Source organism: Kitasatospora sp. NPDC127067 (assembly GCF_042724755.1).
GTDB classification, from domain to species: Bacteria; Actinomycetota; Actinomycetes; order Streptomycetales; family Streptomycetaceae; genus Kitasatospora; species Kitasatospora lactacystinica.
Genome location: NZ_JBHXEM010000016.1, coordinates 69,565 through 84,225, shown reverse-complemented (window position 1 = coordinate 84,225; position 14,661 = coordinate 69,565). Strand labels below are relative to the sequence as shown.

12 protein-coding genes are annotated in these 14,661 nt (G+C 73.7%); 3 read left to right on the top strand and 9 right to left on the bottom strand.

Annotation, left to right across the window (positions count from 1 at the left end; translation table 11 throughout):
- Window positions 1-414: 414 nt before the first annotated feature.
- Complete coding sequence (gene purD, locus ACFWJ4_RS09800) at window positions 415-1,662, bottom strand: phosphoribosylamine--glycine ligase (protein ID WP_380541349.1); 1,248 nt, start codon at window positions 1,660-1,662, stop codon at window positions 415-417.
- A 367-nt stretch (window positions 1,663-2,029) separates the two neighbouring features.
- Between purD and ACFWJ4_RS09795 the strand changes: the two genes are divergently transcribed.
- Window positions 2,030-2,815, top strand: coding sequence for an SLATT domain-containing protein (locus tag ACFWJ4_RS09795; RefSeq protein ID WP_359897705.1), 786 nt, complete (start codon window positions 2,030-2,032; stop codon window positions 2,813-2,815).
- Window positions 2,816-2,832: 17 nt separating this feature from the next.
- Here ACFWJ4_RS09795 and ACFWJ4_RS09790 read toward each other — a convergent pair whose 3' ends face one another.
- From ACFWJ4_RS09790 to ACFWJ4_RS09780, 3 genes are all read right to left on the bottom strand, one after another.
- Window positions 2,833-3,480: a hypothetical protein gene (locus tag ACFWJ4_RS09790; RefSeq protein ID WP_359897704.1), complete on the bottom strand. Its 648-nt coding sequence runs from the start codon at window positions 3,478-3,480 to the stop codon at window positions 2,833-2,835.
- A 115-nt stretch (window positions 3,481-3,595) separates the two neighbouring features.
- Window positions 3,596-4,615 carry a GntR family transcriptional regulator gene (locus ACFWJ4_RS09785; protein ID WP_380541346.1) on the bottom strand — a complete coding sequence of 340 codons (1,020 nt, stop codon included), beginning with the start codon at window positions 4,613-4,615 and terminating at the stop codon, window positions 3,596-3,598.
- Window positions 4,616-4,761: 146 nt separating this feature from the next.
- Complete coding sequence (locus ACFWJ4_RS09780; protein WP_380541343.1) at window positions 4,762-5,559, bottom strand: carbon-nitrogen family hydrolase; 798 nt, start codon at window positions 5,557-5,559, stop codon at window positions 4,762-4,764.
- A gap of 174 nt (window positions 5,560-5,733) precedes the next feature.
- Here ACFWJ4_RS09780 and ACFWJ4_RS09775 point away from each other — a divergent pair, with 174 nt between their 5' ends.
- Window positions 5,734-6,555, top strand: coding sequence for a maleylpyruvate isomerase family mycothiol-dependent enzyme (locus tag ACFWJ4_RS09775; protein ID WP_359897700.1), 822 nt, complete (start codon window positions 5,734-5,736; stop codon window positions 6,553-6,555).
- 48 nt (window positions 6,556-6,603) lie between these two features.
- Here the strand turns inward: ACFWJ4_RS09775 and ACFWJ4_RS09770 are convergent, their stop codons facing one another.
- Window positions 6,604-7,896, bottom strand: a complete 1,293-nt coding sequence (locus tag ACFWJ4_RS09770; protein ID WP_380541340.1) for a nitrate/nitrite transporter — start codon at window positions 7,894-7,896, stop codon at window positions 6,604-6,606.
- A gap of 163 nt (window positions 7,897-8,059) precedes the next feature.
- A complete protein-coding gene (locus ACFWJ4_RS09765; protein WP_380541337.1) occupies window positions 8,060-9,292 on the bottom strand; it encodes a M64 family metallopeptidase in 1,233 nt (410 codons plus the stop codon).
- 364 nt (window positions 9,293-9,656) lie between these two features.
- On the opposite strand from ACFWJ4_RS09765, the gene ACFWJ4_RS09760 reads away from it, so the two are divergent.
- Window positions 9,657-10,598, top strand: a complete 942-nt coding sequence (locus tag ACFWJ4_RS09760; protein ID WP_380541334.1) for an LAETG motif-containing sortase-dependent surface protein — start codon at window positions 9,657-9,659, stop codon at window positions 10,596-10,598.
- 98 nt (window positions 10,599-10,696) lie between these two features.
- On the opposite strand, the gene ACFWJ4_RS09755 is transcribed toward ACFWJ4_RS09760, so the two are convergent.
- Genes ACFWJ4_RS09755 through pdhA form a run of 3 tightly spaced genes read right to left on the bottom strand, consistent with a single transcriptional unit; the run spans window position 10,697 to window position 14,264 of the window.
- Complete coding sequence (locus ACFWJ4_RS09755) at window positions 10,697-12,121, bottom strand: dihydrolipoamide acetyltransferase family protein (RefSeq protein WP_380541331.1); 1,425 nt, start codon at window positions 12,119-12,121, stop codon at window positions 10,697-10,699.
- 14 nt (window positions 12,122-12,135) lie between these two features.
- Window positions 12,136-13,110, bottom strand: a complete 975-nt coding sequence (locus ACFWJ4_RS09750) for an alpha-ketoacid dehydrogenase subunit beta (protein WP_380541328.1) — start codon at window positions 13,108-13,110, stop codon at window positions 12,136-12,138.
- The gene (pdhA, locus tag ACFWJ4_RS09745) at window positions 13,110-14,264 is read right to left on the bottom strand and encodes a pyruvate dehydrogenase (acetyl-transferring) E1 component subunit alpha (RefSeq protein ID WP_380353393.1); all 1,155 of its coding nucleotides are present in this window, start codon (window positions 14,262-14,264) and stop codon (window positions 13,110-13,112) included. The genes ACFWJ4_RS09750 and pdhA overlap by 1 nt, the downstream gene beginning before the upstream one ends.
- Window positions 14,265-14,661 lie beyond the last annotated feature (397 nt).

Genomic DNA, 14,661 nt, shown 5'->3' with positions numbered 1-14,661 from the left:
CGCCGGCGACCGGTCCGGTGCGAAGCACCCCGACGACCGACCGGCCGGACGCCGTCCAGCATCCCCCCGTGGGAGCACCGCTACCCGGCGGCGACCCCGGCGCACGGGCCCCGCGCACCGCGATCCAGCGCACCATAAGGCCGCGCGGCCGGTTGCGTCAGCCGGATGCGGGTGCTGTCACCCGATGGGCTGGAATCCGTCGGCCGAACGGTGCGTCGGCCCCCGCAGCCGCTCCAGCCCCGAAACGCCGGGAACGCTGCGCCCATGGGGTTGACCGGTGGGCGCGGATGTTCGAATCCCGCTCGCCCCTGCTGGTAGGGCGGCTGCGGGCCGCCGCCCGCACCGCGGTGGCACGCACCGCGGCCCCCGTGCGAGCGGTTCGCACGGGGGCCGCGGGCGGAGCGGTCGGGGGGCTCAGGCGGTGGCCGCCTTCAGCGCGATGTCGGTGCGGTGCTGGCCGCCCTTGAGAGAGATCCGGTCCACCGCGGCGTACGCGCGCTCGCGCGCCTCGGCCAGGTCGGTGCCGGTCGCGGTGACCGACAGGACACGGCCGCCGGCGCTCAGCACCCGGCCGTCCTCGTCCGCCTTCGTCCCGGCGTGCAGCACGAACGCGGTGCCGTCCGCCTCCGCCTCGGCCAGGCCCTCGATCGGGTCGCCGGTGCGCGGGGCGTCCGGGTAGCCCTCGGACGCGACGACCACGGTGACGGCCGCGCCCTCGTCCCAGCGCAGCGGCTCCAGCTGGTCCAGGCTTCCGGTGGCGGAGGCGAGCAGCACGCCCGCCAGCGGGGTGCGCAGCCGGGCCAGCACGACCTGGGTCTCCGGGTCGCCGAAGCGGGCGTTGAACTCGATCACCCGGGTGCCGCGCGAGGTGAGCGCCAGGCCCGCGTACAGCAGGCCGGAGAACTCGGTGCCGCGGCGGCGCAGCTCGTCCACGGTCGGCTGGAGGACGGTCTCCATGACCTCCTCGACCAGCCCGGCGGGCGCCCACGGCAGCGGGGAGTAGGCGCCCATGCCACCGGTGTTCGGGCCCTCGTCGCCGTCCAGCGCGCGCTTGAAGTCCTGGGCGGGCTGGAGCGGGACGACGGTGGTGCCGTCGGTGATCGCGAACAACGAGACCTCGGGGCCGTCCAGGTACTCCTCGATGACCACGCGCTCGCAGCCGGCGGCGTGCGCCAGCGCGGCCTCGCGGTCGGAGGTGACCACGACGCCCTTGCCGGCGGCCAGGCCGTCGTCCTTGACCACGTACGGGGCGCCGAAGGCGTCCAGCGCCTCGGCGGCCTCGGCCGCGGTGGTGCAGACGTAGGACCGGGCGGTGGGGACGCCGGCCGCGGCCATCACATCCTTGGCGAAGGCCTTCGAGCCCTCCAGTTCGGCGGCCGCGGCGGACGGACCGAACACCGGGACGCCGGCCGCGCGCACGGCGTCCGCGACGCCGGCCACCAGCGGGGCCTCCGGGCCGACCACCACCAGGGCGGCACCGAGCCGGCCGGCCAGCGCGGCGACCTGCGCGCCGTCCAGCTGGTCGACCGGGTGGACGGTCGCGACCTGCGCGATCCCGGCGTTGCCCGGGGCACAGTGCAGTTCGGTCACTGCGGGATCTTGGGACAGGGAGCGGCACAGGGCGTGTTCGCGGGCGCCGCCGCCGATGACGAGGACCTTCACGCCTGGCAGCGTAGTCGGTGGCCTGTTCCGGCCGCTCTCCGGTCCCGTCGGATCCTCCAGCGGAGGAGCTCCGTACGCCGACGATGTCGGAGGATCCTCCAAGCCCGACGGGGCCGGTTCGGCGGTGGGTGGTCGGGTCACGACGTCGGGTCACCGACCCCTCGCTCGGACGGGTGAAATCTCGCCGCCTCCCGCAACCCGCCCACCTCGGGTTCCGTTGGCCGAAACCGGTAACGATCAGCGGAGAAGCGCCCCCACGGTCAGCCATTTGGCGGTAAGAAGTGCTGTTGGAGAACCACCGGCGGACACCACGTCAGCCGTTGCGCCGACAGAGCCAGCAGTCCGCCCGCCACAGGGAGCCCCACAGGTGAGCCAGCCGGAAATGCAGCCCGAGGAGAGTGCCTGGGGCAAGGAGATCGGTGAGGAGGACCCGCCCGCCGCCGCCGTCGTCCGACGGGCCTCCACCCGCCAGCGGGCCGATCTGAGCACCCGCCAGTTCCCGCTGGGGGACTGGGGCGAGCCCGCCGAACGGCTGGAGGAGCTCTACCGCTGGTCCGAGGAGCGGGCGGTCGAGGCGATCGAGTGGTACCGCCGGGACCGCGTCTGGAAGCGCCGCTGGGCCCGCGTGCTGCGGTTCGGCGCGGCCGGCTTCGCGGTGGGCGGGGTGACCGCCCCGCTGGTCGACCTGGCCGGCGCCTTCGCGCACGGCACCGGCTGGGGCTACGTCGGCTTCGCGCTCTCCGCCGCCTGCCTGGCCACCGACCGGGTCTTCGGCCTCACCTCCGGCTGGATGCGGGACGTCTCCACCGGTCAGGCCCTGCAACGCCGCCTGGAGGCCTTCCAGTTCGACTGGGCGTCGGAGTGCGTGCGCGAGGTGCTCGGCCCGACCGAGGGCACCGCGGGCGAGGCCGCCGAGCGCTGCCTGGGCGTGCTGCGCCGGTTCTGCGAGGACGTCTCGGACATGGTCCGCTCCGAGACCTCGGAGTGGATGCTGGAGTTCCGCGCCTCGATGACCCAGCTGCCCACCCAGTCCGGCGGGGCCTGGGGCGGGCGCAGCGAGCCCGGGGTGGGCGCCCAGGTGCGGGTGCTGCCGCCGCCGGGCACCCGGCCCACCATGCCGCGCCAGCGGCCGCCGGAGGGGCCGCTGCGCTAGGGCGTGTCCGCCCCGGGTCAGGCGAAGACGATCATCGAGCCCTGGGTGACGCTCCTGGTCGCCGCCGCGTACAGGCCCGACCAGGCGTGCCGCTCCCGGGCGAAGGGGTGGACGTCGTCGATCGGCGGCCCGAACGGCTGCTCCAGGCCGGTCGGGCCGAGCGGCCGGGTCGGGTCCGGCGGGTTGAGCGGGTCGATGCCCAGCGCCGGTGCGACGGCCTGGAGTTCGCGCAGCAGCCCGTGGCTGGAGCCGAGCGGGCCGCCGGCGGCGAGCAGCGTGTCGTCCACCAGCGGCACCGCGAACTCGACCGGCACGTACGCGCCGGCGTGGTCGAAGTGCCAGACCAGGTGCGACTGTTCGGCGCTGCTCTCGAACATCTCCAGCAACTGCTCGTAGTCGCCGCCGAGCGCGTCGACCGGGGTGATGTCCAGGCCGGTGAGGCCCAACAGGTAGGCGCGGCGCAGGAAGTGCAGCGAGTCGTAGTCGAAGGCGGCTATCGGCTCGACCGCGCCGCTGATGCCCGGGACGAACCGGTAGACCGGCACCTCGGGCAGCCCGCGCGAGGCCAGCACCGAGTTGTAGAGCGCGAGGTCGTCCCGGAAGGGGTTGTCGGGGCTGTGGCTCAGCGCGTCCACCAGCGGGACGAGCCAGAGGTCGCAGGCCATGGCCGGCAGTTCCTCTCCGGAGGCGGGGATCGCCCGCGCGGGCGGGGCGACGACGGGGGTCGGGTCGGTACCCGGACGGCCCTTCAGGAGGCGCCCGGTCCGATGACCGCCCACCCTACCGGCCCGGCGCGGCGTGCGGGTCGGGCCGTCCCCGAGGGGCCTCCGGGGGCGGTTCGGACAGCCGTCGGCCGAACCGGCCGTACGGCACCGTGCGCGGCTGCGGCACCAGGCCGAGGCCCAGTCCCAGCTCACGGCCGAGTTCCCGGCCCACCTCCGCGCTGCGGGTCCGCCCGGTGCGGGCCGCACCGGGCCCGGCGCCGGGCTCGGGCTCGTCGCCCGGCTCCGGCGGGGCCGCCGGCGCGGGCGGCGGTTCGACCGGCACCGGCGCCGGTTCCTCCCCGACGAACTCGGTGAGCAGGTCCAGGACGGTCACCGACTCCAGTGGCTGTCCGGCCAGCCCGGCCAGCAGCCGGACGGTGTACAGGTTGTACTCGCAGATGATCCGGTGCGCGCCGATCGCGTCGCGGGCCTCGATCGCCGCGACCAGGTCCGGGTGGCGCTCCCAGCAGATCCCGCCCAGCGCGGGCAGCTCCCGCAGGTAGGGCGCGGCGAACATCCAGGACTGCACCCGCAGCCAGTCCAGGTAGTCGGCGATCCGGCGGTTGCCGAGCAGCGCGCCGACCTCCTGCCAGAACCGGCGGTCGCAGCCCACCATGACGTCCAGGTTCCCGGCCCGGGCCGCCCGCACCGCCGCGTCGGCCCGCCGGTGCAGCGAGGGCAGCCGGCCGAGGTCGGGCAGTGCCCGGCGGGTGGCGTACTGGCGGTGGAAGCTGTCGGTGATCAGCACCCGGGACTCGAAGATCTCCAGGAAGTCGTCCCACCCCAGCTCGGGCACGGTGAAGCCGCGGTGGTGCTCGGCCCGCAGCAGGCCCTGCGCGCCGAGGTCGACCAGGGCCTCGCGGGCCGGGGTCGCGGAGACGCCGTACAGCTCGGCGATCTCCTTGACGGTGAAGTTGCGGCCGGCCGCGAGCCGGCCGGCCATCATCTCCTCGCGCAGCGCGCCGGCGATCTGCTCGCGCAGGCTGTTGCGGTGGATGACGGGGCGGGGGGTGTCGCCTGCGCCGTTGTCAGGCATGGGGCGACCTCCTCGGGCGGCCTACCGTGCCGGCCCTCGTCCGGGCCGGCGGGGAACACGACGAGTGCTCATCTTCTCAAACCCGACCGACCCAGGTACGAACCAACCCTCCGGAACGCCGTCCCCGGCGCCCCGCCCACCCCCGCTCAGCGCTGGACCGGCGCCGGAATCCCCAGCAGACGGTCCCGCAGCACCGGGAACTCCGCGCGCGCCTTCGCCACCTCGGCCGGATCGAACTCGACCGTCAGGACCTCCTCGCCCGCCCCCGCCTCGGCCAGCACCCGGCCCCACGGGTCCACCACGATGCTGTGCCCGGCCTGCTCGACCCCGGCGTGCGTCCCGGCGGTGTTGCAGGCCAGCACGAAGGCCTGCTCCTCCACCGCCCGGGCCCGGGCCAGCAGCGTCCAGTGCTCGCGCCGCCGGGCGGGCCAGGCCGCCGGCACCACCAGCAGCTGCGCCCCGGCGTCCAGCAGCGCCCGGAACAGCTCCGGGAAGCGCAGGTCGTAGCAGGTGGCCAGGCCCAGCGTGGCGAAGTCGGTGGGAGCGGTGACGATCTCCTGCCCGGCGCCCATCACCACCGCCTCGCCGCTGTCGAAGCCGAAGCGGTGGATCTTGCGGTACGTGTGCACCAGCTCGCCGTCCGGGGAGAACAGCAGCGAGGTGTTGTAGATCGGCCCGTCCGGATCGCGTTCGACGACCGAACCGGCGTGCAGCCAGACCCCGGCGGCCCGCGCGGCGGCCGACATCACGTCCGAGGTGGGCCCGTCCAGCGTCTCCGCGCCGTCCGACCAGAGGTCGTAGGCGAAGCCGCCGAGCGGCCACAGCTCCGGGAGCACCACCAGGTCGGCGCCCTGCTGTGCCCGTACCAGGGCCGCCGCCCGAGCCCTCCGCTCGGCGGGCGGCTCCTCGTCGGAGACCGCGAGTTGGATCAATGAAGCGCGCACAGTACCACCGTCCACGGCAAGAGACCTACGATCGTCACCCGAAAGCGCTGCCCAGCTGTCTCCCGGCAGCGTAACGTGCGGTTAGCGTGCGCGCCCGGAAAGCCGGACCATCCCGGTCGGCAGTGACGGCGGGGCGCAGGCGGCAAGGAAGCTGACGGAGGGCCGGAGATTCCCGTGACGGACAACCAGACCGTGCAGGCTTACACCGAGGCGTGGACCCAGACCATCGAGTCCATATCGGAGCTGGTCGCCCCCCTTCCCGAGGGCTCCTGGAACCGGGCCACCGAGTGCCCCGGCTGGTCCGTCCGCGACGTCGTCTCGCACGTGATCGCGGTCGAGTCCGACCTGCTCGGCGACCCGCGCCCGATCCACTCACTGCCGCGTGACCTCCGTCACGTCACCACCGAGTTCGCCCGCTACGTCGAGCTGCCGGTCGACAAGCGCCGCTGCCACACCGCGCTGGAGATGACCGGCGAGCTGGAGTACACGATCATCCGCCGCTCCCGGGCGCTGCGGAACGCCAAGCAGACGCCCGAGGAGCCGGTGCGCTGGCCGGCCGGGCCGCTGGCCAGGGACGTCCCGTACCACGAGCTGCTGCGGATGCGGGCCTTCGACGTCTGGGTGCACGAGCAGGACCTGCGCCGGGCCCTGGAGACCCCGGGCAACCTGGACGCCCCGGCCGCGCTGATCACCCGGGACCTGCTGCTGGAGCTGCTGCCCAAGGCCGTCGCCAACAAGGCCGGGGCCCCGGCCGGGACGGCCCTGGTGCTGGACGTCACCGGCCCGGTGGAGTTCCTGCGCACCGTCCGGGTGGACGCCACCGGCCACTGCACCGTGGACGAGTCGATCAGCCTGGCCCCCGACGTCCAGCTCACCATGGACTGGGAGACCTACCTGCGGCTCGCCTGCGGCCGCGGCCGGCCCGGCCCGGTCTCCGTCGAGGGCGACCGGGAGCTGGCCGAGCGGGTGCTGGCCAACTTCTCGGTCACCATCTGAGGCCCGGGGCCGTACGGTCCGTCGCCCGGGGCCCGTCCGGCCCCGGGCTCAGCCCGCCTGCGCCGCGACCTTCCGGCGCAGCCGCAGGATCATCGCCGTGCCCACCGCCAGCGGGACGTACTGCCAGCAGAACGCCCAGCGGAAGGCGGTGGCCGAGTACGACCCGGCGCCGTCCGGGGAGAGCGCGTCCAGCAGCACGCCGATGCCGAACAGGGTGATCATCGTGCCGATGAAGCCGCCCATGTTGACGATCCCCGAGGCGGTGCCGAGCCGCTCCGCGGGGTTGCGGGAGCGCGCGTAGTCCAGGCCGACCAGCGAGGCCGGGCCGTTGCTGCCCATCACCAGGATGATCCCGACCAGCAGCCAGGCCGGCGGGTGGCCACCGGGCCAGGCCAGCACCAGCGCCCAGCCGAGCGCGGTGGTCGCGACGACGGTCAGCACGATCGGCATCCGGGCCCGCGCCGAGACGGAGAGCAGCCGGCCGAAGACGAAGCCGAAGGTCATGTTGCTGAGCACCAGCAGGGTCAGCAGCCCGCCGGCCCCGGCCCGGGACATCCCCTGGGCCTGCACCAGGTAGGGCAGGCCCCAGAGCAGGCCGAAGGCGTTGCCGGGGAACTGGGTGGTGAAGTGGATCCAGAGCCCGAGCCGGGTGCCCGGTTCCCGCCAGCAGGCGAGGACCTGCCGGCCGACCTTCGGCCGCGCCGCGGCCGCCCCGGGCCGGACGACGGCCTCCTGGTGGGGCGCGTCCCGCAGGAGGAACGCGACCGGCGCGAACACCACCGCGCCCAGCAGCGCGATCGCGGTGAAGGTGGGCGTCCAGCCCTCGCTGTGCAGCGCCCTGGCGAGCACCACGGTGGTGACCAGGTTGCCGCCCATCCCGGCCAGGCCGGTCAGCTGGGCCACGAACGGGTTCCGGGCCGCCGGGAACCACCGGGCGGCGATCCGCAGCACGCTGATGAAGGTCATCGCGTCGCCGCAGCCGAGCACCGCGCGGGAGGCCAGCGCGGGGCCGAAGTCGGAGCTGAACGCGAAGGCCAGCTGGCCGGCGCTCAGCAGCACGACGCCGGACAGCAGCACCCGGCGCGGCCCGTACCGGTCGACCAGCAGGCCGACCGGGATCTGCATGGCCGCGTAGACCAGCACCTGGAGGATCGAGAAGGTGGAGAGCGCCGAGGCGCCGATGCCGAAGCGGTCGGCGGCGTCCAGTCCGGCCACCCCGAGGCTGGTGCGGTGGATGACGGCCAGGATGTAGACACTGACCCCGATGGACCAGGCGAGCCAGGCCGCCCGGCCGCCGGGCGGCGCGGACGCGCGCACCGACGCCGGGGCGGAAGCGGACACGGGCGCGGGTACGGGCGCGGCCGGGGGGTCGGCGATGAGCCGGGGAGCGGGGACGGACGGGGACGGGGCTGGGCGAGCGGGCTCCACGGTCATAGTCCGACCAGATTAGTCATCCCATGATGGGATGCTCGGACCCGGGGGCGCGCGACCGGGCCTCAGTCGGTCAGCCGGTCAGCGTCCAGGACACCGAGCGGGTCATGGAGCGCTCCCGGAAGGCCTCGTCCCGCACCCAGTCGGTGGTGTCCCGGACGGTCGCCGTCACGGTGGCCGTCCGACCCGGGGCCAGCTCCAGCCGGGCGGTGTCCAGCCACGAGCCGTCGGCGGACTGCGGGGCCACCGGGACGCCGTCCACCTTCCATTCCACCTTCAGCTGCCGCGGGCCGGTCAGCGGCAGCGGCCGGACGTCGAGCCGGGGCCGCCCGGACACCTCGCCGGGAGCGGGCACCGGGGCGTCGGTCGGCCGGACCCTGCGGTACAGCTCCTCGATGATCGCCTCGCGCGAGGGGAGGTTGTACGCGCTGCCCAGGGTGCGCATCACCGAGTCCGGGGTGGGCCGGTAGAGGCCGTTGGCGCTGCGGTACGCCCCGATCACGCCGGCCCCGTCCGGGGACTCGGCGCCCAGCCAGCGCCACCACTTGGTCTGCTTCCTGCGCATGTCGTCGGCGTTGAGGGTGGCGAGGTTCGGGTAGTCGGCGTCGTCCGGGGCACTGTCGTACTCGTCTCCGAGGTCCCCCACGGTGTGCCCGATCTCGTGCTGGATGATCCGCCCGGCGTCCGGGCTGCCGCCCGCCAGGGTGGTCACCCCGGTGCCGCCGGCGCCGCCGTACTCGGTGGAGTTGGCCAGCGCTATCAGGTACTGCGGCCCGGCGCCGTTGCCCGCGTAGCGGGCGGTGGCGGACTCGTCGGCGCAGAGCAGCCGGGCGGTGCCCTCGCACCAGAAGTGCATGCCGAGCGGGGTGGCGGTCCTGCGGCCGCGGCTCTCGGACTCGGCGATCCCGGAGACCGGGGAGACCACCTCGACCCGCCTGATGTTGAAGAAGCCCTGGTAGGTGCGGAAGGGCTCGATGTCCATCAGCGCGTGCCAGGCCTTGTCGGCCTGCTGCCGGAAGAGCTCCTGCTCGTCGGCCGTGTAGCCGTCGCCGAGCAGCACCAGGGTGATCCGGTTGGCCGGGTCCCCGGTGCGGCGTATGTCGACCGTCGGGGCGGCCGCGGATATCCGCTGGTCGGCCTGGAGGGCCGTGTGCGGCGGCACCGCGCGGTCGGCCGGGGTCCCCGGACCGATCACGCCGAACGGCGGGGGGCCGGTCAGTTCCAGGGCGGCCGGGAGGGCGGCGGCGGACACCAGCACGAGTGCGGCCAGACTCCGGACGAGACGGCCAGGGTTGCCAGGCGGCATACGGGTGCGTCCTCCGGGAGCCGGTCACCCGGTGTCGCCCGGGTGATGGAGCGGAGACGTACCCGGGCGGCCGGGACTCCCCTATCCGGCCGCGAAAAAGTCACCGACCTGGCCGAACGATCCGCACATTTCGGATCATCCAGGTCATACCAACCATTCCTCGGGCCGTCTTCGGGACCCGCCGGAGAAGCCCGAAAAAATTTCGGAACCCGCCTGCAACCCCCCGCGGGGATGCGCGTCTATACGGATGAAGGCACGGAGAGCGAGACCGGCGGAGCCGGGGGGCGCTTCCGCTCACGAGGAGCGGAGCCGGTCGTCTTCACCCACTCACACCATCAGCACGTCGACCCTGGGGACTCACGTCATGCGCATGCCCGTTATCACCCGTTTTGCGAAGAACGACCGCGCGCTCTCCGGCCGCCGCCGCATCGCCACCGTCGCCGCCGGCGTCGTCCTCGCCGGCGGCGTCCAGTTCCTCGCCACCGACACCGCCTGGGCCTGCGGCGACCACCGGCTCGGCGGCGCGTACGAGGCCCCGACCAACGTGCCCGGGCTCTCCCCCGACACCGCCATCACCTCGGCCAAGTCCTCGGTGGTCGCGGACGGCAGCTGGAACGAGGTCTCCCTCAAGGTCACCAACAAGGCCGCCGAGGACGCCCACGGCATGGAGCCCTTCCTCGGCCTCGTCACCCCGGGCCCGGGCGCCGCGGCCCGCCTCAAGGACGTCAGGATCCAGTACCTGGACTACACCGGCGCCTGGAAGAACCTCCAGCTGCAGGACGGCTGCATGCGCTCCGTCGAGGTCACCGGCTCCCAGCGCCAGCGCATGGCCGCCAACAGCTCCGACACCTTCAAGTTCCGCTACTCGCTGGCCGCCGCCACCCCCGCCGGCGTGACCACGATCAACCTGTTCGCCTCGGCGGAGATGGCCGGCTCCCAGGGCGCCGGCAGCTCGGCCTTCAAGACGGTCAAGGTGACCCACCCCCAGGGCACCGCCACCGCCAAGCCGACCACCCCGGCCAAGCCGACCACCCCGGCCAAGCCCAAGCCCGCGCCCACCAAGGCCGCGCCCACCAAGGACGCCGAGCCCGCCGTCGACCGGACCGGGGACACCGCCCCGGCCGCCCCCGCCACCCAGGCCCCGAAGGCGTCGGCCCCGGCCACCACCGCCCCCGCCGGCACCCCCGAGCTGGCCCAGACCGGCTCCTCCTCCAGCAACACCTTCCTCGCCCTCGGCTCCGCCGTCCTCCTCGCCCTCGGAGCGGGCGTCCTGGTCGCCGTCCGTCGACTCCGTCCCCAGCGCTAGTCGACGGGCGGTACACCGAAGGGGCCCTCCTCCGCACGGCGGTGCGGAGGAGGGCCCCTTCTTCGGTTTTTTCGGTCCCGCCGGTTCCTTCGGTTCCGTCAGCCCCAGGTGATCAGGCGCTTCGGGCGCTCCAGCAGCGCGGCCACGTCGGCCAGCACCTTGGAGCCCAGCTCCCCGTCCACCAGGCGGTGGTCGAAGGAGAGCGCCAGCGTGGTCACCTGACGCGGGACCACCTTGCCCTTGTGCACCCACGGCAGTTCCCGGACCGCCCCGAAGGCCAGGATGGCGGCCTCGCCCGGGTTGAGGATCGGGGTGCCGGTGTCGACGCCGAAGACGCCGACGTTGGTGATGGTGACCGTCCCGCCCTGCATGTCGGCCGGCGAGGTCTTGCCCTGACGGGCGGTCTCGACCAGTTCGCCGAGCGAAGCGGCCAGCCCGGCGAGGGTCCTGGACCCGGCGTCCTTGATGTTCGGGACGATCAGGCCGCGCGGGGTGGCCGCGGCGATGCCGAGGTTCACCTGGCCCTTGAGGACGATCTCCTGAGCCGCCTCGTCCCACTGCGCGTTGATCCCGGGGTGCCGCTTGATCGCGGTGAGCAGCGCCTTCGCGACGATCAGCAGCGGGCTGACCCGGACGTCCCGGCCCAGCTCCCCGCTCTCCTTGAGCCGGCGGACGAACTTCATCGTGCGGGTGACGTCGACCTGCACGAACTCGGTGACGTGCGGGGCGGTGAAGGCCGAGGCCACCATCGCCTGCGCGGTCGCCTTGCGGACGCCCTTGATCGGCACCCGGACGTCGCCCGCGGCGGGCACCAGCACCTGCGGCGCGGCCGGCTCGGCCACCTCCGCCACCGCGGCGGCCGGAGCCGCCGGAGCGGCCTCAGCGGCGGCGTGGGCGTGCACGTCCTCGCGGGTGATCACGCCGTCCCGGCCGGTCGGGGTGACCGCGCGCAGGTCGACGCCGAGGTCCTTGGCCAGCTTGCGCACCGGCGGCTTGGCCAACGGGCGCTCCCCGCCGGGCACTTCGGCGACCGGCGCGGGCGCCGCGGGAGCCGGGGCGGTGACCGGGGCCGGAGCGGCCGCCGGAGCCGGCGTGGTCGCGGCGACCCTGGTGGTGGTCGTCCGCCGCGCCCGGCGCTGGGCGGTGCCGGTGCGCGGGCCGTACCCGACCAGCACCTCGCGCCGCTCGGGCTCGGCCTCCTCGGCCGGAGCCGGAGCCTGCGCCGGAGCCGCGGCGGGGGCGGCCGGAGCCGCGGCCCCCGCCTCCCCGGCGACCGCGATCGAGATGATCACGGTGCCGACGTCGACCGTCGCACCCTCGGGGAAGTGCAGCTTCTCGACCACCCCGTTGAACGGGATGGGAAGCTCCACGGCCGCCTTGGCGGTCTCCACCTCGCAGACGACCTGCCCGTCGGTGACGGTGTCACCGGGCTTGACGTACCAGCTGAGGATCTCGGCCTCGGTGAGGCCCTCGCCCACGTCGGGCATCTTGAACTCGCGGAGCGAGCGAACTTCGGTGGTCATCTTCGCTCCCCGGTTCAGTACGCGAGCGCGCGGTCGACGGCGTCGAGCACGCGGTCCAGGTCGGGCAGGAAGGCCTCCTCGACCCGGGACGGCGGGTACGGCGCGTGGTAGCCGCCGACCCGCAGGACCGGTGCCTCCAGGTGGTAGAAGCACTTCTCGGTCAGCCGGGCGGCCAGCTCGGCGCCCATGCCCAGGAAGACCGGTGCCTCGTGCACCACGACGGCCCGACCGGTGCGCTTGACCGACTCCTCCAGGGCGGCGAAGTCCACCGGGGAGAGCGAGCGCAGGTCGACGACCTCCAGCCGGCGGCCGTCCTCCTCGGCGGCCGCGGCGGCCTCCAGGCAGACCTTGACCATCGGGCCGTACGCGATCAGCGTCGCGTCGGTGCCGGGCCGGACGATCCGGGCGTCGTGCAGGCCCAGGTCCGCGGCGTCGCCGACCTCGCCCTTGTCCCAGTAACGGCGCTTGGGCTCCAGGAAGATGACCGGGTCGTCGGACTCGATCGACTGCCGCAGCATCCAGTGCGCGTCGTGCGCGCTGGCCGGGGTGACCACGCGCAGACCGGCGGTGTGCGCGAAGTAGGCCTCGTGCGACTCGCTGTGGTGCTCGACCGCGCCGATGCCACCCGCGTAGGGGATGCGCACGGTGACCGGCAGCTTGACGTGGCCCAGCGCACGGGCGTGCATCTTGGCCAGCTGGGAGACGATCTGGTCGAAGGCCGGGTAGACGAAGCCGTCGAACTGGATCTCCACGACGGGACGGTAGCCGCGCAGCGCCAGACCGATCGCGGTGCCCAGGATGCCGGACTCGGCGAGCGGGGTGTCGATCACCCGGTCCTCGCCGAAGTCCTTCTGGAGGCCGTCGGTGATCCGGAAGACGCCGCCGAGCTTGCCGATGTCCTCGCCCATCAGGAGGGTCTTCGGGTCGTTCTCCAGCGACTTGCGCAGCGCTCCGTTCAGCGCCTTGGCGATGCTCAGCTGACCGGCCATCAGTGGTTCTCCCCCGCCTCGAAGGAGGCCGCGTACTCGGCGTACTCGGCCCGTTCCTCATCGACCAGCGTGTGCGGCTCGCTGTACACGTGGTCGAAGATCAGGGTCGGGTCCGGGTCCGGCATGCCGCGCACGCCCTCGCGCACCCGCAGCCCCAGCTGCTCGCTCTCGGCGTCGACGGCGGCGAAGAACGCCTCGTCGGCCAGGCCCTCCTTCTCCAGGAGGGCGCGGAGCCGGCTGATCGGGTCCTTGGCCTTCCAGGCCTCGGTCTCCTCGGCGTGCCGGTAGCGGGTGGGGTCGTCGGACGTGGTGTGGGCACCCATCCGGTAGGTGAACGCCTCGATCAGCACCGGGCCGTTGCCGCTGCGGGCGTGGTCGAGCGCCCAGCGGGTGACCGCCAGGCAGGCCAGCACGTCGTTGCCGTCGACCCGGACGCCGGGGAAGCCGAAGCCGGAGGCGCGGCGGTACAGCGGGATCTTGGTCTGGGTGGTGGTGGGCTCGGAGATCGCCCACTGGTTGTTCTGGCAGAAGAAGACCACGGGCGCGTTGTAGACCGAGGCGAAGGTGAAGGCCTCGTTGACGTCGCCCTGGCTGGAGGCGCCGTCGCCGAAGTACGCGATCACCGCGTCGTCGGCGCCGTCCTTGGTGATGCCCATCGCGTAGCCGGTGGCGTGCAGGGCCTGCGCGCCGATCACGATGGTGTACAGGTGGAAGTTCTTCTCGTTCGGGTCCCAGCCGCCGTGGTTCACGCCGCGGAACATGCCGAGCAGGTTCAGCGGGTCGACGTCGCGGCACCAGGCGACGCCGTGCTCGCGGTACGTGGGGAAGGCGTAGTCGCCGGGGCGCATGGCGCGGCCGGAGCCGACCTGGGCGGCCTCCTGGCCGAGCAGCGAGGCCCACAGGCCCAGCTCGCCCTGGCGCTGGAGCGCGGTGGCCTCGCCGTCGAACCGGCGCACCAGCACCAGGTCGCGGTAGAGGGCGAGCAGCTCCTCGGGAGTGGTGGTGAGGGGGTAGTCAGGGTGCTCGACCCGCTCGCCTTCCGGCGTGAGCAGCTGGACGAGCTCCGGCTGGGCGTCCTTGCCCTTGGCGCGGAGGGTGTCAGGGACGCCGGGGGCCGCCTTCTTGCGAGCCCTCGCCGTGCTTTTGACGGTCACGTTCACTCCTCGGTCTGTCCGGCCGCCCGGGGTCGCCGGTGACCGGTCCGGTCACCGCCTCGCGGGGCGCGCGTGGGTGTGCGCTCCCACTGCGGGGCAGGTGGTGATCCTGTTCCGACGGCGTCCCTCACGAGAACGTTACCCAGCGTCCGCCCTCGACGCGCTTGCGCTAGGACGTCCTACTTGTTCAGGGCCTACAACCCCGAGGGTGCCGCGATCGGCTCGCCGTCGGAAGGGTGGGGGTGACGGTCGGCGTGACGCAGCTCTCAATTCGAGCGCCTTCAGGACACCAGCGCACGTTATCCGGGCGGAAGCCCGTGCGTAAGGGGGTTCTCGGTATCGGTTTCGGACGGCTCTGGCCGGATCACGTCGTGACCGGGGTACGGGTGATAGGTCT

Bases quoted from the DNA above. Each gene is read 5' to 3' on its own strand.
- ACFWJ4_RS09790 (WP_359897704.1), bottom strand. From the start codon at position 3,480: ATGGCCTGCGACCTCTGGCTCGTCCCGCTGGTGGACGCGCTGAGCCAC.
- ACFWJ4_RS09785 (WP_380541346.1), bottom strand. From the start codon at position 4,615: ATGCCTGACAACGGCGCAGGCGACACCCCCCGCCCCGTCATCCACCGC.
- ACFWJ4_RS09765 (WP_380541337.1), bottom strand. From the start codon at position 9,292: ATGCCGCCTGGCAACCCTGGCCGTCTCGTCCGGAGTCTGGCCGCACTC.
- ACFWJ4_RS09760 (WP_380541334.1), top strand. From the start codon at position 9,657: ATGCGCATGCCCGTTATCACCCGTTTTGCGAAGAACGACCGCGCGCTC.
- ACFWJ4_RS09755 (WP_380541331.1), bottom strand. From the start codon at position 12,121: ATGACCACCGAAGTTCGCTCGCTCCGCGAGTTCAAGATGCCCGACGTG.
- ACFWJ4_RS09750 (WP_380541328.1), bottom strand. From the start codon at position 13,110: ATGGCCGGTCAGCTGAGCATCGCCAAGGCGCTGAACGGAGCGCTGCGC.